The 20,501-nt window shown below is 72.5% G+C and carries 9 protein-coding genes, 2 tRNA genes and 1 pseudogene; 7 read left to right on the top strand and 5 right to left on the bottom strand.

Annotated features, from left to right (window positions below):
* Window positions 1-18 precede the first annotated feature (18 nt).
* The 3 genes from ACTWPW_RS42920 (at window position 19) to ACTWPW_RS42910 (ending at window position 1,588) form a co-directional block, all read left to right on the top strand.
* Window positions 19-1,092 (top strand): mechanosensitive ion channel family protein, encoded by a 1,074-nt coding sequence (locus ACTWPW_RS42920; RefSeq protein WP_364121851.1) that lies wholly within the window; start codon window positions 19-21, stop codon window positions 1,090-1,092.
* Window positions 1,093-1,323: 231 nt separating this feature from the next.
* Window positions 1,324-1,399 (top strand) — tRNA-Pro (locus tag ACTWPW_RS42915).
* 115 nt (window positions 1,400-1,514) lie between these two features.
* A tRNA-Leu gene (locus ACTWPW_RS42910) sits at window positions 1,515-1,588 on the top strand.
* Between the two features lie 154 nt (window positions 1,589-1,742).
* Here the strand turns inward: ACTWPW_RS42910 and ACTWPW_RS42905 are convergent.
* Together ACTWPW_RS42905 and ACTWPW_RS42900 are read right to left on the bottom strand one after the other, a co-directional pair.
* Window positions 1,743-2,111, bottom strand: coding sequence for an alpha/beta fold hydrolase (locus ACTWPW_RS42905; RefSeq protein ID WP_443172079.1), 369 nt, complete (start codon window positions 2,109-2,111; stop codon window positions 1,743-1,745).
* Complete coding sequence (locus ACTWPW_RS42900; RefSeq protein ID WP_443172085.1) at window positions 2,002-2,292, bottom strand: hypothetical protein; 291 nt, start codon at window positions 2,290-2,292, stop codon at window positions 2,002-2,004. The genes ACTWPW_RS42905 and ACTWPW_RS42900 overlap by 110 nt, the downstream gene beginning before the upstream one ends.
* A 565-nt stretch (window positions 2,293-2,857) precedes the next feature.
* On the opposite strand from ACTWPW_RS42900, the pseudogene ACTWPW_RS42895 reads away from it, so the two are divergent.
* Both ACTWPW_RS42895 and ACTWPW_RS42890 read left to right on the top strand, forming a co-directional pair.
* Window positions 2,858-3,370, top strand: a pseudogene (locus ACTWPW_RS42895) (cupin domain-containing protein); the annotation flags it as partial.
* A gap of 126 nt (window positions 3,371-3,496) precedes the next feature.
* The gene (locus ACTWPW_RS42890; RefSeq protein ID WP_443172078.1) at window positions 3,497-5,464 is read left to right on the top strand and encodes an alpha/beta fold hydrolase; all 1,968 of its coding nucleotides are present in this window, start codon (window positions 3,497-3,499) and stop codon (window positions 5,462-5,464) included.
* Between the two features lie 321 nt (window positions 5,465-5,785).
* On the opposite strand, the gene ACTWPW_RS42885 is transcribed toward ACTWPW_RS42890, so the two are convergent.
* The 3 genes from ACTWPW_RS42885 to ACTWPW_RS42875 are packed head-to-tail and all read right to left on the bottom strand — an operon-like array spanning window position 5,786 to window position 9,978.
* Entirely contained in the window at window positions 5,786-6,859 is a 1,074-nt protein-coding gene (locus ACTWPW_RS42885; protein WP_443172077.1) for a saccharopine dehydrogenase NADP-binding domain-containing protein, read from the bottom strand.
* Entirely contained in the window at window positions 6,856-8,799 is a 1,944-nt protein-coding gene (locus ACTWPW_RS42880; protein WP_443172076.1) for a phosphopantetheine-binding protein, read from the bottom strand. The genes ACTWPW_RS42885 and ACTWPW_RS42880 overlap by 4 nt, the downstream gene beginning before the upstream one ends.
* A 60-nt stretch (window positions 8,800-8,859) precedes the next feature.
* On the bottom strand, window positions 8,860-9,978 hold the full coding sequence (locus ACTWPW_RS42875; protein WP_375109676.1) for a class I SAM-dependent methyltransferase: 1,119 nt from the start codon (window positions 9,976-9,978) through the stop codon (window positions 8,860-8,862).
* A gap of 113 nt (window positions 9,979-10,091) precedes the next feature.
* Here ACTWPW_RS42875 and ACTWPW_RS42870 point away from each other — a divergent pair, with 113 nt between their 5' ends.
* Window positions 10,092-13,991: an amino acid adenylation domain-containing protein gene (locus ACTWPW_RS42870; protein WP_443172075.1), complete on the top strand. Its 3,900-nt coding sequence runs from the start codon at window positions 10,092-10,094 to the stop codon at window positions 13,989-13,991.
* A complete protein-coding gene (locus tag ACTWPW_RS42865) occupies window positions 13,988-20,491 on the top strand; it encodes an SDR family NAD(P)-dependent oxidoreductase (RefSeq protein ID WP_443172074.1) in 6,504 nt (2,167 codons plus the stop codon). The genes ACTWPW_RS42870 and ACTWPW_RS42865 overlap by 4 nt, the downstream gene beginning before the upstream one ends.
* The last annotated feature ends 10 nt before the right edge of the window (window positions 20,492-20,501 follow it).

Here is a 20,501-nt window from a genome sequence, read left to right as displayed (position 1 = left end):
ACATAAGGGGGCATGAGCGTGCAGTCTCCAGCGGACTGGCCGATCCTCGTAATCGCCGTGGTCGGTTCGATCCTCCTGGTGGAAGTGGCCCGGCGGGTGCTGAGCAGGATGGGGCGCAAATTCGCGCTCGCCCGGCACCTGGTGGAGCACTGCACGTGGCCCGCGTTCTCGGTGGCCGCCGTGGTGGCGTTCAACGTGGTGTTCGGGCCGGGGATGTTCGGCGACACGCCGTCCGAACGGGCGGTGGCGGGGTCGGTGGAGCGGGTGCTCGGCCTCGTCACGATCGCCGCGGTGACCTGGCTGATCGTGCAGGCCACGTACGCGTTCACGGACATCGTCCTCGACCGGCTGGTGCTGGTCGAGGGGGAGCGCAACCGCCGGGCGCGGCGGATCATGACGCAGATCGCGCTCGTCCGCCGCATCGCCGCCGCGGTCATCGTCGTCATCGCGGTCGGCGCGATGCTCTTCTCCTTCCCGCAGGTGCGGGCGCTCGGGGCCGGGCTGCTCGCCTCGGCCGGCATCGCGGGCGCGGTCGTCGGCATCGCCGCCCAGCCGACCATCGGCAACGTGCTGGCCGGGCTGCAGCTCGCCTTCAGCGACGCGCTGCGGCTGGACGACGTGGTCGTGGTCGAGGAGGAGTGGGGGCGGATCGAGGAGCTGACGCTCACGTACGTGGTGGTGCGGCTGTGGGACGAGCGCCGGCTCGTGCTGCCGGTGTCGTACTTCACCCAGACCCCGTTCGAGAACTGGACCCGCCACGGCAGCCGCGTGCTCGCCGTCGTGTACCTGCGGGTGGACTGGGCGGTGCCGGTCCCGAAACTGCGCGACGCCCTGTACGAGTTCCTCCAGGGCAACCCGCTGTGGGACCAGAAGGACTGGACGCTGCAGGTCACCGACGTGCTGCCGAACGGCCTGGTGGAGCTGCGGGGCCTGATGAGCGCCGCGGACTCGCCGTCCTCGTGGGACCTCAAGTGCGACGTACGCGAGTTCCTGGTCAACTACGTCCGCGACAACTACCCGGACGCCCTGCCCCGCTTCCGCGTCGAGACCCCGGAGACCCGGGTGGGCGTGAGCTGGACCAAGGACCGCTGAGCCGGCCGGAATTAAATATGTGGCACGCGCCCGATCATCGGTTTACCGTGGACATTGTCCAGCAACGTTCAGCAACGTCCAGGAAGGGCGGCGAAGTGCGCTACCTGAGCCTCTCCCGGCCGCTCCCGGCCCTGCCCGAGCTGCGGCGACGGCTTACCGGATAATCCGATCGCGGATTACCGGAAAAGCCGTCTCGAAGAAATTCGAGGCGGCTTGTTTCATTCGAGGAAACCGAGTGTGGGGCAGTTTGGTCAGCCCGCCTGCCTTGGGAGCAGGAGCACCGCAGGTTCGAATCCTGCCACTCGGACACGGCCCTGAAAGGAAAGGGCCGCGGGCCACGGCCTGGCCGGCGGGAATGGCGCCCCCCGGCCGGACCCGGCCCTCGCCCCGGGCCGGCCCACGCCAGCCAAGCCCGGGGCCCAGCCGCTCTGGCCCAACTGGCAGAGGCGCCGTCTTCAGGAGGCGGAGGTTCAGGGTTCGAATCCCTGGAGCGGCACATGACTGGACAAACCCTGCACTTTCGCGGATGCCTCCTGCGAGAGACCCGGACGAGAAGGGACACGTCGAGATCGCTTCTGGCCAGAAATCTCCTATGTCGGTGGTATCCAAGGCCAAGCACCAGGAGATGAAGGACTGGCACAGCGAAGGGTTCAGGCCGACCGTACGATCTCGTCGATGAGGGTGGCCAGCCGTCGTGGCCGGGACAGGAACGGCGAATGCCCGCCAGGGAGCCGGCGGGTCTCGGCCGCTTGGGCTGCCATCTGCTCCTGCAGTGCGAGAGGGACGGCCTGGTCCTGCTCCGTGATGATGTAGGTGGACGGGATGCTCCGCCAGGCGGCTACGTCGACCTTCTCCGCGAACGATCGGATGGTCTGGTTGACCAGCTTGCTCACCGCCTGCTCGGCCTCTTCATCGGGCAGATCGCCGTAGAGCGAGACACGCGGGTTCGTCGCTGAGCGGGAACAGGCCGCTTGTGTCTTCGGGATCGGCGAGGCCGTGGATGGCGTACATCGACTCATGCATGCCTGCGGTGGGATGTTCGCCGGCGCTCGGGAGCCCCGGCGTGCGCGTGCCATAGCCGAGAGCGTGCAACTCGGCCTCAAGCCGGGCCCAGCTGCTCGGCTGGTGCCAGGCGCCGTGCACAAGCATCACAGTAGTCATGAATGGTGCTCCAAGCTTCTTGTACGAAATATCGGACATGGTGGGGCTCCTGTGCCTGTCGACCTGCCGCCGGGGCGCCCGACGGCCGTCGGCGAACTCGTGATCGGTGCGGCGCGGACTCGGCCTCCGGAGTTTCTCTCGACAGCGGCCCGGCCACGCTGATGACGGCCGCCTTGCCGGATGCGTGCCGAGGTGGAGGCGATCGGCGAGCGCGCCTGGGACGTGCCGGTGACGACGCCTCGGTTCAGTGGTCCGCTGTCGCTGTGAGCGCGTAGGCCCAGAGAAGCGGGGACCGGCGAGCAGCACCGAGGCGATCGTGCGAAGTGCCCGAGGAAGTTCGCCGGCAGCTGCAGCTCCCAGCCGTTGGCGGCGACCTGGCGGGCAGGCAGAGGCATGGTCACGGCGTTCGCCACGATCACGTGCACCGGCCCGCTCCAATCGTCCGCGAACGCGCGCACGGAGCCGAGATCGCTCAGGTCGAGGGCTCGCCGGCCGCCGGTGGGGTTGCGGGCCGCGACGGTGATCTCGGCTCCCGCGCCCCGCGGCGCCCTTACCGTCTCCAGCCGATCCCGGAGGCACCGCCGGTGTCGATGATGCGCCGCCCGGTGAGGATCTCGTGGGCGGTGGTGCAAGCCGATCCGGCACGACCAGCCGCCTGTCCGTCAGGATGGTTGCCGGCGGTCAGCGGGCGCGCGAACTGCTGCTCGACGTGCTGCCGCCAGTGATCCATGTGCCCTGCCGCACCACCGAGGCCGCGACCGTACATTGGGCGTTTGAGCAGCTCGACGCAGAGCTGCGCGACCAGAAGCTCGCCTCGACACCGGTCACCGAGCATCTCGCCCTGGTCATGCTGCTTCACCCGCTGCGCGTGCACCTGGCCGAGACCGCGGCAGTGTCCCGTTCGACACGCGCCGCCCGCTTCAGGCGGACCGTCGGGCAGAGCCCGCTGGACCACCTGACCGGCTGGCGAATCGAACCGGCCACCGACCGCCTGCGCGCGCGGCGGCGACACGGTGGCGACACGGTGGCGACACGGTGGCGACGACCGCCCGGTCGCGTGCTTCTCGTGAACCCGCCCGTCATCGTGCCGGACGAGGCCACCTCTGGTCCTGGATGAGGCCGCATCATTGAGGACTGCACCCCGCCGAACTCATCAGCGGCCGGGGGCCGGTGCGTCATCGCGCTGACATCGCGTCAATGCCGTATAGGCGGCGCGTACACGCGGCCCTGCCATCCTGGCCGGGTGTCATGCGAAAACGGGGGTGAGAACGTGGTGAACAAGGAGACGCTGGTGCTCGTGCACGGCGCCTGGCACGGACCGTCGTGCTGGGATCGGCTCGTACCCGAGCTGGAAGAACGCGGCTGGCGCACGTCCACGGTGGACCTGCCGAGCACGTCGGGGGATCCACACGCGGGGATGTACGACGACGCGCGGGCCGTACGGGAACATCTGCGCGCCATCGAGGGACCGGTCACCGTGCTCGCGCACTCCTACGGTGGCGTCCCCGTCACCGAGGTGGCCGAGACCGTGCCGAACGTGCGGCGGCTCGTCTACCTCGCGGCCCACATGCTGGAGGCGGGGGAGGCCGTGGTCACGCCGCTCGGCGGGCCGTGGTTCCCCCAGGACGCCGAGCTGCTGCCGGCTCCTGAGCCGCCGGTCGAGGCGCTCTACCACGACGTACCCGCGCAGTGGGCGGAGGCGGCCGTCGCCCGGCTCAGGCCACAGAGCGCGCGTGCCTTCACCGAGCGGCAGACGCGGGCCTCGTGGCGAGCGGTGCCTTCCGCGCTCATCGTCTGCGACGATGACCGGAGCATGCCCGACCTGTTCATCAAGCGGCAGCTCACGATGGCCGGGGTGGTCAGGCACCTGCCGGGGAGCCATTCTCCGTTCCTGTCGCGGCCGGGCGAGCTGGCCGGCCTCATCGACGAGGTGACAGACGTCCTGCCCGCCCGCGGAGATCGTACGGCGGTCTCGGCGGGCGCCCGCCGAGCTGGAGAGAGGCGAACGTTGCGGTACAGCGAATCGGTCACGGACCCGGCACTCAATCTCGACCGGGCCTTCTTCCAGGATCCGCATCCGGTCTACCGGCGCGCCCGCGAGGCGGGGCCGGTACGGCCCGCGACCGCGCACCGGCGGCTCAGGGTCTGGCTGGTCACCAGGTACGCCGAAGCCAGGGAACTGCTCAACGACCCCAGGCTGGCCAAGGACAGCGCCAGGGCGGTGAAGCTGTTCCCACCGGGTACGGCGGGGCCGTACGCCTCGTCGTTGTCGGCCCACATGCTCAACTCCGACCCGCCCGACCACACGCGCCTGCGCAAACTGGTGAACAAGGCGTTCACCGCCAGGACGGTGTCGCGGCTGCGCCCGCGCATCGAGCAGATCACCGACGGCCTGCTCGACGGCATGGCGGAGGTGGGCGAGTTCGACCTCATGGAGTCGTTCGCCTTCCCCCTGCCGATCGCCGTCATCTGCGAGCTGCTCGGCATCCCGGCCGCGGACCACGACGAGTTCAGGACCTGGACCGCGCCCTTCGTGGCGGCCTCGTCGGCCGAGGAGATGCGCGAGGCCCACGCGTGGATGCACGCCTACCTGACCGGGCTGGTCGCCGCCAAGCGGGCCGCGCCCGGCGAGGACCTGCTGTCGGAGCTCGTGCACATCTCCGACGAAGGCGACCGGCTGACCGCGGACGAAGTGGTGTCCATGGCGTTCCTGCTGCTCGTGGCGGGCCACGAGACCACGGTCAACCTGATCGCCAACAGCGTGCTCGCCCTGATCGGCGACCCCGCCCAGCTGGCCGCTTTGCGGGCGGACCCGTCCCTGCTGCCGGGTGCGGTGGAGGAGTTCCTGCGTTTCGAGGGGCCGATCAACATCGCGACCCTGCGCTTCACCACCGAGCCGATCCGCGTCGGCGACGTCGAGATCCCCGAGGGCGAGTTCGTCTTCATCTCCCTGCTGGCCGCCAACCGCGACCCCAGCCGCTACCCCGACCCCGACCGGCTCGACCTCACCAGGCCAGGCGGCGGCCATCTGGCCTTCGGCCATGGCATCCACTACTGCGTGGGCGCGCCGCTGGCCCGGCTGGAGGCGCAGATCGCCATCGGAAGGCTGCTCGGCCGCTTCTCCAGCATCGAACTGGGCTCGCCCGTCCTGCAATGGCGCGCCAGCACCCTCATCCGTGGGCTGCAGACCCTGCCCGTCCGGGTCCGCTGACGCGCCGTAGCGTCCTGCTTCGGCCGGACAGGACGTCCATGACCAGGTGGAAATCGCAGTCGGCCGGCACCTGCCCCTGCTCCGTCCTCCTGCGACGGCACCAGGCCGCTCACGATGACCTCGTCCTTCCTCGCCTATGCACGGTTGCCGCCATGCTGGTAGGCGCCCTGGCCCTGGGACCGGTGACGTACGCAGGGACCGCTGCCGGCCGGCAGGCCGGCAGCGGCGGCGGCAAAGCGACCGTGCCACCGGACCGATCAACGGTCAAGATCTGTGACGGGAAGACGCGCGCGACAACCTGGCGAGACCTCAGCGCTGGCCTCATTCGATGCTGAGACCTCCGACGAGCGCGTCACTTCGCAGCGCGGCGGCGGTGGCGTCGGGGTCCAGCACTTCGGCCGCCAGGTGGACGCCGGCCGGCACGGAGCCGGACGACACCGCGTGGGTGGCCAGCGCCATCACCACCCCGCTCAGCGCGTAGGAGTCCACGGCCGTGAGCAGCACTCTCGTGGGCCCGGGCGGGGCGCCCGGACGAGGTCGCGCGGTGAACAGCATGACGTAGAAGGCGCCGAAGTCGGCGTTGTCCCGCAGCGAGGCCCGCACCACGGCCTCCGCGTGTGGTGCGAGTGTCTCGGGGCGGGCGTCCGGCACCTCGGCCCAGGTCGCGGCGAGGGCTTCGGGGAGGCGGTTGGAGACGAAGACGTTGTAGGAGCGCACTTCGTCGGCCCCGGTGTCGGTGGCCAGAGTCTGTGCCTCGGTGGTGAGGTACGGCCAGGCGTGCACGGGTACCGGGAAGCCCGGCAGCCGCACCTGGTGCAGCGGGGCCAGCGTGCCGGGGGCCACCCGGCCGTCCCGCCAGGCCGCCATGGGCTCGCCGAACCTCGGCCCCCTGGTCAGCAGCGCGTCCACCGCGGACAACGGGGTGAAGACGGCCGCTCCGCCCACGTACACGTCGAGGCGGCGCAACGGGCGTCCCTTGGCCAGCAGCCGGGGCAGCAGGCCGGAAAGGCCAGGCATGACCCCCGCGGAGAACACCGCGATCCGGTCATCGGCGACGCCTTCGCCGGTGAGCGCATCCTTGGCGGCCAGCTCGCCGCCGATGTCGACGTAGTGGGCGCCGGCGGCGAAGGCGGCGCGGGCAACCGTGTCCAGCACCTGGTACGTGGGCCCCGCGCAGTTGACCACGATCCGGCAGCCGTCGCAGAAGGCGGCCAGCTCGGCGGGGTCGTTCAGGTCCACCCGGACCGCGTGCGCGGGAGCGGCAAGCGTGGCCGCGAGGTCCGCGGCCCCCGTCAGGTTTCTGCCGCCGACGCGGACCGGGCCCAGGCCGTAGGCGGCGATACGCTGCGCGGCCGTGCGGCCGACCGCGCCGGTGGCGCCCAGGATCCCGATCACCGCTGGTCACCGAGGCGGGAGCGGACGGCGGTGGCCACCCCTGCCACTGTGGAGTCGGCCAGGAACTCCCGCACGGGCACGGACACGCCGGCCTCCTTGGCGAGCCGCACGACCGCCCGTACCGCGAGCAGGGAGTCCCCGCCGAGGCCGAAGAAGTCGGCGGCGCGGTCGAGCACCGGCACCTCCAAGAGCTCCTCGAACACGTCGGCGACGGCCTGCTCCAGATCGTCGGCCGGTGGCCCCTCCCGGTGTCGGACGGCCGTCTCGGGCAACAGGCCGAGCCGCGAACCAGATGCTGAGCCGGGCTCCGTTTCCTCGGGCAACCCGGGCACCCGATCCCAGCCGCTCCCGTCGGCGAGGGCGTCGACCAACGCCACGAACTCCGCGAACGCAACCGTCACCTGATCGGTGTCGAACAGCTCCTCGACCAGGGAGAAGACCGCCACCATCTCCGGGCCCAGCTCGAAGCAGCGGACCTCGATCGCCACCTGCGGCGTGCGGAGCTGGTGGAAGTAGTCGGCGGCGACCACTCGGCCCAGCGGCCCCGCCTCCTCCGGCGGCCCGCCGCCCATGGCCGCGTCCACCCCGAGCACGCTCTGGAACACGACCGGCCCGACCGGCCGCCAGCTCCCCCGGCGGCGGGCCACCTCGCGCCCGACTTCAACACCGGTGATCAGGTTGTGGGCGGCGTGCTCGCCAGATGTCGCCTGCACGGTGGTGGCGAGCTCGGCGAACGTGGCCTTGGGGTCCAGGTCGAGGGGAAGCAGCATGGTCGCGGCGAAGGCACCCACCACGCGCTGCACCTCGGGGTGGATGGGCAGGCGGTTGAGCTGGAGCGAGTTCAGCAACATCCGGTGGTGCCCGCCCCAGCGCGCCAGCACCACGCCGAACGCCGTCAGCATGGCCGTGGACGGGGTCACGCCCCGATCGGTGCACTGCCGCCGCAGCGCCGCCCAGTCTTCGGCGCTCCAGCGGTGTTCGCGGTTGCCCATGGTGACCGGCCGCACCTCCTGCGGGTCGGCGGCCAGAGGCAACGCCGGCGGTCCCGGCAGCGTGCCGAGCCGGGACCACCACCAGTCCCGGTCGGCCTGCCAGGCCTCGGTGGCCGGCAAGTCGGCGAGCGAGGTGACGTAGTCGCCGAAGTGGATGTCCAGGGCCGGCAGGGCGGCGTTCCAGTCGGCGACGAAGGTGAGCAGGTCGCGGCTGAGCACGCTGGACGACCAGCCGTCGAAGATCAGCAGGCTCAGCCCGAGGTGGAGCCGGCCTTCGTCCCCGGGCAGCAGCGTGAGCCGGACGTCGATGCCGGGGCCGCTGGTGGGGTCCGGCCCGCTGGTGCTCATCTCCTGCCGTACGTCGCGCAGCGCGGTGGCGATCTCGTCCGGGCCCGCCTCGCGCAGGTCGTATACGCGGACCCGGGGCACCGCGCCGGGTGCGTCGGCGGGTAGGACGTGCTGGCGGCCGTCGGAGGTGACCCGGGCCCGCAGCGTGGGCTGGTGCGCGGCGAGCCGTTCGACCGCGTCCGCCAGCGCGTCGGCGGCCTCGTCGCCGTCCATGCCGGTCAGCGCGTAGTCCAGGTAGTAGTGGGCCGAGTCGTAGGACAGCTCCCAGCCGTCCTGCTGGCCGACGAAGTAGCCCTGTTGGAGGGGGAGCAGGGGGAATTCGGCATGCGGGTCCGGCCGCGGCGTGACGGTGAGCGGCAGGGCCCGGGTGGTGGAGCCGCCGGAGGTGTGCCGCCGTACGAGCTCGGCCAGGTCGCCGAGCGTGGTCTCGACCCGTACGTCCGAGAGGGCGAGCGCGACGCCGAGCCGCTTGCGGACCAGCGCCGACATGCGGACCGCCAGCACCGAGTCCCCGCCCAGGCGCAGGAACCCGACATCGTGCGGGATCTCGCCGGGCGGCAGGCCGAGCAGCTCCGACCAGATCTCGGCCAGCTCCTTCATACGTGTGCTCCCATCGTCGGGTGGACAGTCGGGTGAACAGTCGGGTGGACAGTCGGGTGATCAGCGGATGGCGACGAGCAGGCGCTGCGACAGCGCGGTCAGCGGATCCCCGGGACGGGGCAGGTCCACCTCGATCCGCAGCCCGCTGCCTGCCAGCGCGCTCAGCCACTCCTCGCGACGCAGGTAGGTGCGGGTGGTGCCGGCCCGGCAGTCGAGCCGCCGCGGCGGGCCGTCGTCGGTGGACAGCGCGAACGGCATCGAGGTGAGTGACTGGGGATGCTCGCGGACGGTCTCGATGAGCAGCACCCGCCCGCCGGGAGCGAGCAACGCGGCGACCTGGCCGAGCAGGCGGTCGACATGCGGGGCGTTGTGCGCCATGGTCGCCGCGACGACCAGGTCCAGCCCGCCCGGCTGCTGCGGCAGGTCATGGGCGATGTCGAGCAGGGCGTACCGCAGGAAGCCGGCGTCGAAGCGGCGGCGCGCGGTGTCGAGGAAGAACGGTGACAGATCGGTGAACAGGTAGAACTCGACCGGTCGGCCGGTCAGCACCGGCAGCAGGTCGGCGGTGGTGGCGCCGATGCCGGCGCCCAGTTCCAGGATCCGCAGCGGCCGGGTGACGCGCTCGGTCAGGTCCCGGACCACCTCGGCCGCGGCGGCGTTGAGGTAGCGGCTGATGACGTTGCCGCGGTAGACGGCCTCGGCGGTGGCGGGCTCCCCGTCGGGGTAGAGCAGCGCCTGCACGCCGATCTCGTCGCGCAGCAGGGACGGCAGCAGCCGCAGCGAGCGCAGCATCAGCTCGGCCAGCTCGGTGGGGTAGCCGAGCGCCAGCCGCGCGGCCTCCATGCGGGTGCGGGCGGCGGCCAGCTCCGCCCGCCGCGGACCGTGCAGGTCGTGGTATCGGCCAGTGGCGTCCCGGCCTGCCAGGCCGGCCTCGTGGAGGGCGGTCAGCCAGTGCCCGGCGATCCAGCGGTGCCGGGGCGCGGCGCCCAGGTCGTCCGCGACCGCGCCGGGCCCGTGTGCCAGGCCCGAGCGCAGCCGGGTGCGCCGGTGCAGGTCGGCCGCGATGCCGAGCAGGATCAGCCGGTCCAGGTCATGGACGGCTCCGGCCGCGTCACCGATGCCGGTTCCGGCGATGGCGGCGTGCGCGGCACTGTCAGCGCGGTCGTTCAGCAGCGACATAGGGCGAGATCGTACGAAATAACGGTAATCATTTTCAAGATCTGGACAAATGTGAGAAGTTGTGTAGCAATGAAAACCGTTTCCATTGCTATCTCTGTGGAAGGGGTCACCCCTTGGGTTCCGCCACCGTCGAAGAAGTGCTCGCCCGCCTGGCCGACGTACTGGAACTCCGGCCCTCGGATCTGGACCCCGACGCCCCGCTCACCGCCTTGGGGCTGGAGTCCTTCACTGCCGTACGCCTGCGCCGCCGCCTGGTGGAGGAGTCCGGACTCGAGCTCCCGCTGACGGCCTTCCTCGGGGCGGCGACCGCGCGCACGGTCGCCGCCGGGATCGTCCCGGACGACCCCGCCGAGGCAGGGGAGTCTTTTCCGCTGACTCCCATCCAAACCGCCTACCTGGTCGGCCGGGACCCGGCCTTCCCCTTGGGCGGAGTGGCGACCTTCTACTACTTCGAGTACGACCGCGTGCCGCGGGACGCCCAGGACGCGGACCTCGACCGGTTGGAGAGCGCGTGGAATCGGCTGGTCCGGCGGCATCCGATGCTGCGCATGGTCGTGGACGCCGACGCCAGGCAGAGAGTGCTCGCCCAGGTGCCCGACTACGTCATCGCCCGTACGGACCTGCGTGGTGAGAGTCCGGAACGGGCGGAGCAGGCGTTGGAGGCGTTGCGTGCGAAATGCTCGCACCAGGTGCTGCCCGCCGACCGGTGGCCGCTGTTCGACCTGCGTGCGGCCCTGCTGCCGGACGGCCGGACCCGGCTGTTCGTCGGTGTGGACGTGCTGGCCCTGGACCTCATGAGCTGGATGCGGCTGATGAGGGAGTGGGGCCAGTACGCGGCCGACCCTGACCTGGAGCTGCCCGCACCGCCGCTCGGTTTCGCCGACCTCGTACGGCGCCGGCTGGAGGACCCGGCTGACCTGCGGCGGCGCGAGATCGACGCGGCCTACTGGGCGCGGCGGGCGGCCGGCCTGCCGGACGGCCCGGGATTGCCCTGGACCCGTGGCCCGGCCGACTTCAGCGGCCACCGCATCGTCCGGCATGCCGCCGAGCTGTCCGCGGAGGACTGGACGCAGCTGCGCAAGCAGGGTGCGGCGCACGGGCTGAGCCCCACCGGCCTGCTGCTGGCCGCCTTCGGCCTGGTGCTGCAGCGCTGGGGCGCCCGCGATCCCTTCTGCCTCAACACCACCCTCTTCGACCGCGACGACCTGGCTCTCGCAGATGACACCCCGGGCCTGGACAGTGTCGTCGGCGACTTCACCAGCACCGTCCTGGTGGAAATCCCCATGGCCGACCCCGGCCGCTGGTACGGCTTCACCGGCTACGCCGCGGCCGTCAACCGGCAGTTCTGGACCGACCTCGACCACCGGGCAGTCTCGGGGATGGAGGCACTGCGTACGGCGATCGAGTCGGGGGAGCGTCCCCGGGTGACCGACCCCGCCACCGGGCTGCCCGTACCCACCCACACCGTGGTCTTCACCAGCGGCGTCGGCCTGGCGGGGCCCGGCGAGGCGCCCACCGCCTGGCTCGGCGCCGAGGTCTTCGGCGTCTCGCAGACGCCGCAGGTGATGCTGGACCACATCGTCTGGGACGAGGACGGCAGGCTCCGCATCGCGTGGGACGTCGTCGACGGGGCGCTGCCGGCCGGTTTCGCCGACGGCATGCTGGCCGCGCACGTCCGCCTCCTGCGGCGGCTGGCCACGGAGCCGGAGCTGTGGACCGACTCCGCGCTCGCCTGGGACCCCTCGTTCCTAGCCGACGAGGACGTGGCGGGTGGGGCGTTCGGCGGGGCCGGTCCGCTCCTGGACGACCCGCTGCGCGCCGCCGCCGAACGGGACCCGTCCGCGCCCGCCCTGCTCGACCTGACCGGCGAGGTGACAGCGCGGGAGCTGAGCGAGCAGGCCACGCGCACGGGCCGGGCGCTGGCCGCGCTCGGGATCGGGCCCGGCGATCTCGTGGCGGTCGTGGCGGACAAGGGCGTCGCGCAGGTCACCGCCCTGCTGGGAGTGCTGGCCGGCGGAGCCGGGTACGTGCCCGTCGAACCGTCCTGGCCCGCGGGCCGGGTGGCTTCGCTGTGCGAGCAGGCCTCGATCCGGACGGCGCTGCTTGCGGCGGAGGCCGACGACACCGCGTGGCCGGACCAGGTCAGCGTGCATCGGCTCGACGCCGACGGCGTTCTCCGGCTTCCGGACGGGTCCGAGCCGCGCCGGCCCGCCCCGGACGACCTCGCCTACGCGATCTTCACCTCGGGTTCGACCGGGCGGCCGAAGGGGGTGGCCGTCGAGCACCGTGCGGTCCGTACCACCCTGGACGATCTCGCCGACCGGTTCCCCCTCGCCCCGGACGACCGGGTGCTGGCCCTGTCGGCGTTCAGCTTCGACCTGTCGGTCTACGACATCTTCTCGGTGCTCGGGTCGGGGGGCGCCGTGGTCCTGCCCGAGGCCCACCGCCAGCGCGACCCCGGCCACTGGCTGGAGCTGATGGCCCGCCACCGCGTCACCGTGTGGAACACCGCTCCTGCCCTGCTGGAGATGCTGGTGGAGTACGCGGAGCTGGAGCCGCAGGTGGTGCGCGAGGCGTTGGCCACGCTGCGTCTGGTGTTCCTGTCGGCCGACTGGATCCCGGTGACGCTGCCCGACCGGCTCCGGGCACTGGCCCCGGACGCCAGAGTGGTCAGCCTGGGCGGGGCGACCGAGGCGTCGATCTGGTCGATCTGCCATCCCATCGAGGAGGTGGACCCGTCCTGGCCGAGCATCCCGTACGGCCGGGCGCTACGCGGCCAGTCCTTCCACATCCTCGACGAACACGGCCGGCCCTGCCCGGTGGGCGAGCCGGGCGAGCTGCACATCGGCGGCGACGGGCTGGCCCGCGGCTACGTCGGGGACCCCGGGCAGACGGCCGAGCGGTTCATCACGCACCCCATCCTGCGCCGCCGTCTCTACCGGACCGGCGACCTCGGACGCTGGCGGTACGACGGGACGATCGAGTTCCTCGGCCGGCTGGACCGGCAGGTCAAGATCCGCGGCCACCGGATCGAGCTCGGCGAGATCGAGGCCACCCTCGACCGGCTCCCCGCCGTGCGGCAGGCGGTGGCCCGCGCGGTGCCCGGGCCCGACGACCGGCCGAGGCTGGTCTGCTACGTGGTGCCCGCCGATCCCGCGGCGCCTCCGGCGGACGACGAGCTGATCGAGGCCTTGCGGGCGAGCCTGCCCGGGTTCATGGTGCCCAACCGCTTCCTGATCATGGACACCCTGCCGATCACGGACAACGGCAAGATCGACTACAAGGCGCTCGCCAACCCGTACCAGCCGACCGGGGCTCCGGCCCGGGACGAGGCTCGCAGCCCAGCGGTCATGAACGCGCCTACGGCCGTCACCGGAGAGACCACCCCCAGCGCGCGGGCGTTCCTTCCTGCGATGACCGCACGGCCTGCGCAGGCGATCAGCGCCACGGTCACGCGCGGGCTACGTCTCACTCTCACTGTGTCGCCCGACGGGGTGATGGAGCTCGTCGTCGAGGGTGGCGCCGACGGGCTTCCCACGACTGACGTCGCCACATCGCCGCGTCTCGCCACGCCCACCGTCGAGCCACAACCCGACACGTTCGCGGGCCGGCAGGAGCCGCCCCACCCTGTCCCCGCCAGGTCGGACGCGGTGCCGGATCCGCAGGTGGAGCGGGCCGTGGCCAGGGTTTTCAGCGAGCTGCTCAAGACGCCGGTCGATGTGACCACGCCCTTCTTCCGGCTGGGAGCGTCATCCCTGACCGTCGTGCTCGCCCATCGCGCCCTAAGAGCCGAGCTGGACGAAGGACTGACAGTGGTGGACATGTTCGCCCGGCCCACGGTCCGGGACCTGGCCGCCTTCATCACCGCCCGCAGAGAGGCGTCCGGCAGCATCGGCCCCGCCACCCCGTCACCTCGAGAAGATCCGCCCTCGGCAGCCGAGCCCGATCTCGTTTCTGATCAAGCCGCCGCTCGCAGGGCTGCCCGAGCGCGTGCGGCGGAGCTCGCCGGATGAGCGCCGCGCAGAATCCGATCGCCGTCGTCGGCCTGGCCTGCCGCTTTCCCGGGGCGCCTGACGCCGAAGCGTACTGGGCGCTGTTGCGGGACGGTCGCGAAGGGCTGACCAGGTTCACCGACGACGAGTTGACCGCCCGAGGCGTGCCGGGCAGCTTGCGGGCGCACCCAGGGTTCGTCCCCGTCGGCGGGCTCATTGAGGGCCAGGCCGACTTCGACCCCGAGCCGTTCGGGTTCAGCGACGCCGAGGCGGCCCTGCTTGACCCTCAGCAGCGGTTGTTCCTCGAATGTGCCTGGCACGCGCTGGAACACGCCGGTCATGGCGGCGGACGCGGGGCCGGCGCGGTCGGGGTCTTCGGGGGCGCCATGCAGAGCGCCTACCTGGCGAGCAACCTCGCCGAGCGGTGGAACCCGACCGGCGCGGGACGGGACCCGCTCGGCAGCCTGCAGACGGCGATCTCGACCCAGGCCGACTACCTGCCGCTGCAGACGGCCTACCGGCTGAACCTTACGGGCCCGGCGGTGGCGGTGGCGTCCAGTTGCTCGACCTCGCTGGTCGCCGTGCATCTGGCCGCGCAGTCGCTGCTGTCCGGCGAGTGCGACACCGCGCTCGCCGGTGGGGTGTCGCTGATCGTGCCGCAAGGGCAGGGGTACGTGCACGTCGCCGGCGGCGTGTACGCGTCGGACGGGACGATCAGGCCGTTCAGCGCGGACGGCACCGGCATCGTCTACACCCAGGGCGTGGGCGTGGTGGTGCTGCGCCGCCTGGACGACGCGCTGGCCGACGGCGACCCGGTGCTCGCCGTGCTGCACGGCTCGGCGGTGAACAACGACGGAGCCGACAAGGCCGGGTTCACCGCGCCGTCCATGCGGGGCCAGGCCCGGGCGGTGGCCGAGGCGCTCGCGGTGGCCGGCGCGTCGCCGCACGAGATCGGACTCATTGAGGCGCACGGCACCGCCACCGCGCTCGGAGATCCCATCGAGGTGGCCGCGTTGCGGCGGGTGTTCGGTGAGACCGGACCGGCGTGGTGCGGGCTGGGCTCGGTGAAGGGCAACGTCGGCCACGCCAACTCCGCCGCCGGCATCGCCTCGTTCATCAAGGCCGTCCTGGCCGTACAGCACCGGGTGCTGCCCGCGTCACTGCACGCCTACCCGCTCAACCCGCTGCTCGGCCTGGATGGGTCGCCGTTCGAGGTGATCGCCGAGACCCGGGACTGGGACGCCCCTTCGCTGGCAGGGGTGAGCTCGTTCGGCATCGGCGGCACCAACTGCCACGCCGTGCTCGGGCCGGCCCCGCACCGCCCGCCCGTCCCCGCCGATCGGCGGCCCCAGGTGCTGGCGGTCTCGGCCGCCACAGCTGAGGCGGCGGTCGCCACCGCCCGCGCTCTGGCGTCCCGGCCCGAACCCGACGAGGCCGATCTCGCCTACACGCTGGCCACGGGACGTGCCGAGCTGGCCTACCGGGTGGCGGGCGTGGGCCGGGCCGGGTTGGCCGCGGCGACGCCGGTCAAGGCGGCCGGCCCGCGCCTGGTGTTCGCCTTCCCCGGCGCGGGGAGCGCCTATCCCGGGATGGGCAACGCGCTCTACCGTGACGAGCCGGTCTTCGCCCAGGCCGTGGACGAGTGCGCGGAGCGGTTGCGCCCGCTGCTTGGCGCCGACGTCCGCGACGCCCTGGACCCGGGAATCAGCGAGGCACGCGTCCGCGACGCCGGCTTCGGATTGCCGGCCGTCTTCGCCGTGTCGTACGGACTGGCGCGGCTGCTCGCATCATGGGGCATCGTGCCCGACGCCCTCGTCGGACACAGCCTGGGTGAGTGCACAGCCGCGGTGGTGAGCGGCGCGCTGCCGCTCGCCGAGGCCGCCAAGCTGGTCGCCGCCCGGTGCGCCGCCGCGGCCCGAGCCGCCGGTGGCGGCTCGATGCTCGCCGTCCCGCTCGGCGAGGAAGAGGCACGCGAACTGCTGTCGCGCCATCCCGGCCTCGATCTCGCCGCCGTCAACGCCCCGGCCGCCTGCGTGGTGTCCGGGCCCGCGGCGGCCGTCGCCCGGCTGGCGCATGAGCTGCGCGGACGTCACATCACGGGCACGAGGTTGCGGGTGGACGCCGCGATGCACTCCCGTCTGATGGAGCCGGAGCTGTCCGGCCTGGGCGCGGCACTGGCCGGACTGACGGGCGGCGCCCCCGCCGTGCCCGTGTTCAGCACGGTCACCGGCGCCTCGATCGGCGCCGAACTGGCGCACGCCGGTCACTGGACGCGGCAACTGCGCGACCCCGTACGGTTCGCGCAGGCTTTGGAGGCAGCACTCGGCCCCGGGGAAGACACCCTGCTCGTGGAGGTCGGACCGGGCACCACGCTGTCCGCCCTCGCGCGCAGGAACACCCTGCCGGGCCTGCGGTCGGTCCTGGCGACGCTGGTGCCGGACGAGCCGGAGCCGGCGAGCGTGCGGCAGGCAGTCGCCACACTGTGGGCCCACGGCCGGACCGTGGACCTCGCCGCGCTGTCCGCAGCCGGTCGGCGGCGGGTGCACGCGCCGGGGTACGCCTTCCAGCGCCGCCGCCTGTGGATCGACCCTCCAGCTTCGGACACGTCGTTGGAGGTCGATGCGGAGGAGCCGCTGCAGGTCCCGGTGTGGAGTCAGGTCCTCCCCGCCGAGTCGGAGCCGGTCCCGGCCGGCCGCTGGGCCGTGATCGGGACCGGCACATTGGCGGATGAGCTGCGTGCCCGGCTGGAGGCGGCCGATCTCACGGCTGCCGACGAGCCCTTGACCGGACTGGTCGCGGTGGCGACGGGAGACGGCGCTGAGCGGGCCGCCACGCCGGCCGCCGACGACGTCGTCGCTGCCGTGCTCGCGTTCGTCGAGGTCGCCGCCGTGGCGGCCGAGCTGGCCGGGCAGGCGGAGCAGCCATGTCTGCTCTTGGTCACCCGGCACGGCGAGCAGGTCGGTGGCGATCCACCACCCGACCCGGCGCAGGCGGCCGTCCGCGTGCTCCCGCGAGTGCTCGGCCAGGAACAGCCCGGGTTGCGATGGGCCACATTCGACCTGGGCACGCAGGCCGAGCCCGCCACCGAGGCGAGGGCCGTGCTCCGTGAACTCAGCGCCCTCGCGAGCGGAGAAGGGACGGGAACGGAAACCGCAATGCGTGGCGTGACCAGGTGGCGACGCCGCTTGGCGCCTTGGAGCCCGGCCCGCACCGGAGGGAGCGCCACGGCGACCGGCAGCGTGCTGATCACCGGTGGGTTGGGGGCGGTCGGGCAACTGTTCGCCCGGCATCTGGCCGCGCGCGGGCATCGGGTGGTCGTCACATCGCGTACGGCCGGTCACCGGGGAACCGCGCTCGCCGAGGCCGGTGTGGACGTGCGGGCTTGTGACGCCGCCGACCCTGCCGCGACCTCTGCCCTGATGGAGGAGCTGTCCGCCGGCGAGCCCATCGAGCTCGTCATCCATGCGGCAGGCGTGGTCGCGGGGGCGCGGCTGGACCCGCTGCGGTCGCTCGACCCCGGCCAAGCGGCCGCACATGTACGGGCCAAGGCCGGGGGAGTGCTCGCCCTCAGGGACGCGATCGCCGCGCTGCCGCCGGAGCGCCGTCCCCGGACAGTGCTGCTCATGTCCTCGGTGACCGCCCTGGTCGGCGGTGTCGGAATGGGCCCCTACGCGGCGGCCAACGCCGCGATGGACGCGCTCGGCCTCGCGGCGCCCGGCGCCACCCAGTGGGTCAGCGCGGTCTGGGACGGCTGGCGGGTGGCCGAGGACGGTGCCGAGGCCACCGTCGTCCTCGCCGGCGCGCTCGACGCGGTCACCGGTACCAAGGCGTTGGACCGCCTGCTGGCCGCGCGCGAGTCGGGCACGGTGCCCCCGATCGTGTCGGTCGCCGGGACCGATCTCAACCCGCGCATCATCGCGGCGGGGAAACCGAGGCCGATCGTGGCCACCGGCGGCGACGTTGCGCGCCTGTCTCCGGCCGAGCGAGCGGTGAGCGAGTTGTGGTCGGAGCTGTTCGGCATCCCGGTGAACGATCCCGACGCCGACTTCTTCGCGCTCGGCGGCCACTCCCTGCTGGGCGTGCGAATGCTGGCCGCGCTGGGCGAACGCTTCGGCGTCCGGCCGGGCATGCGGGACCTGCTGGCCTCGCCCACCGTGGCGGGCATCGCCAAGCTGGTCGAATCGGCGGGCTCGCAGCCGTACCCGACCCAGGAGAGCACGCCGGAGGAGGACGCCGTCGACGGCGACGGCACCTTCCCCATGACACGGGTCCAGCACGCCTACTGGATCGGGCGGGACGGCGGCTACCAGTGGGGGGAGCTGCCCTGCCACTTCTTCCTCGAGTACGACTGCCACAACCTGGACCTCAACCGCTTCGAGGAGGCCTGGAACCAGGTCGTGGCCCGCCATCCCATGCTCCGCGCCGTGGCCACGCCCGAGGGACGGCTTCGCGTGCTGGACAACCTGCCGCGCTACCGGATCCGGGCGCACGACCTGACCGCGACGACAGAGGGCCGCCGGGCGGAACGGCTGGCCGTGCTGCGGGAGAAGCTGTCCACCAAGCCCGGCCCGCCCGACCGCTGGCCACTGGCGCAGATCCAGGCAGCCCGGCTGCCCGGAAACATGATCAGGCTGTTCATCGGAGTCGACGTGCTCATCTGCGACGCCGCCAGCTGGTGGATCATCGAGTCCGAACTGCACGCCCTCTACGAGAACCCTGATGCCCCGCTGCCGCCGTTGGATCTGCACCCGGCGGCCTGCGCGGCCGCCCTGGAGCGACGGCGTGACGACCGCGCCGCGCGTTACTGGCGCCGGCGCCTCGACACACTCCCCGGCCCGCCCCGCCTGCCGGTCCACGACCCGGAAGGGTCACCCCCGAAGTTCGTACGGCGCTCCGCACGGCTGGACCGCGAGGAATGGGCAGCGCTTCGGGAAGCCGCCGCCCGGCACCGGGTCACCCCGGCGGCGGCGCTGCTGACCGTCTACGCCGACGTACTGGCCCGTTGGTCGGGGGCAGCCGGGTTCTGCGTGACACTGACCCTCTTCGACCGCCCGGCCATCCATCCGCACGTCAACCGGGTTGTCGGCGACTTCACCTCCCTGCTGCTGCACGAGGTCCCCGCCGAGCCCGCAGCCGTCTTCGCCGACCGGGCCGCCGCCACCCAGGCGAGGATGTTCGACGACCTCGACCACCGCGGCTTCTCCGCACTGGACGTGCTCACCGAGCAAGCCGCCAGGACGGGAGAGGTACGGCCGGTGCCCGTGGTGTTCACCAGCGCGCTCGGCATCACGGACATGGTGGAAGACGGCGGCCACCTGGAATGGGCCGGCGAGCAGGTATACGCGGTCTCACAGACGCCGCAGACCTGGCTCGACCACCAGGTGCTCGAACACGACGGCGAACTGCGGCTGCAATGGGACGTCCTGGAGGGCGTCCTGCCCGGCGACGAGCTGGAGGCGGCGCTCGCCGAGCACGTGACACGGGTGCGCGAGCTGGCCCGATCGTCCGACGCCTGGATCCGGCCCGAGCCCTGGCACACCGTTCCGGCGCCCTCGGGAGAAGCCGCTCCTTCCTCGGGCAGTGCCGCACCACCCGCGCCCCGAGAGCCGGCCTCGCGAGCGGTGGTGAACCAGGCCGGCTCCGTGCGGGACATCGTGCTGCCGCTGCGGGCCGAGCCGGGCGGAACGGCCCGCCCCACGCTGTACCTCGCCCACCCCTCGGGCGGTGACGTGCTGTGCTACGCCGAGCTGTCCCGGCTGCTGGACCCCCGCGTGGACGTCGTGGCACTCGCCGATCCCGAACTGTCGGGCGCGTACGGGCCGGGACCGGAGACCGTTGAAGGCATCGCCGAGCAGTACGTGCGGGCGATCGACGCCTCCGGCGGCCCGGGAACGGCCCCCTGGCTGCTGGGCGGCTGGTCGATGGGCGGCACCGTGGCCCAGGAGATGGCCCGGCTGCTGCACGCCGGTGGCCGGCACACCGCGCTGCTGGCGATGCTCGACTCCAACGATCCCGCGCTCATCCGCGACGTTCCCGGCCGTGATGCCGCCGGGATCGAATGGGAGGTGACGGTACGGCACCTGCACGCCCTGGAGGCCTACCTCGGTATCGACCTGAGCATCGGTGACGTACCCGAGGAAGGGCGCATGAGCGCGGTCGCCGACCGGCTACGCGAGCACCGGCTGCTGGGCCGCGGCGAGGACCTGGCGGGGCGGGTGGCCGTGTTCGCCAGGCACCTGCGGGCGCTGGCCGCCCACACCCCACGGCGGCTGGCCGACCCGGACACAGCCACGTTGCTGATCCGGGCGGAGCGGCCCTCACCTCGCAACTCTGGCATCGGGATGGGCGTCGACGACACCCCGCCGGGCCGGCCCGACCTCGGCTGGGGACGCTACCTGGCCGGGCCGGTCGAGGCCACCGGAGTCGACGCCCACCACTACGGCCTCCTGCACCCTCCCGTGCTGCCCGCCGTGGCCCGGTTGATCAACGCCGCGCTCGACAGGGCGCTGGCGCGACTTTGAGAAAGGTTCC

It is taken from the genome of Nonomuraea sp. KM90, assembly GCF_052246675.1.
GTDB lineage: Bacteria > Actinomycetota > Actinomycetes > Streptosporangiales > Streptosporangiaceae > Nonomuraea.
This window is presented reverse-complemented; position numbering and strand designations above follow the sequence as displayed.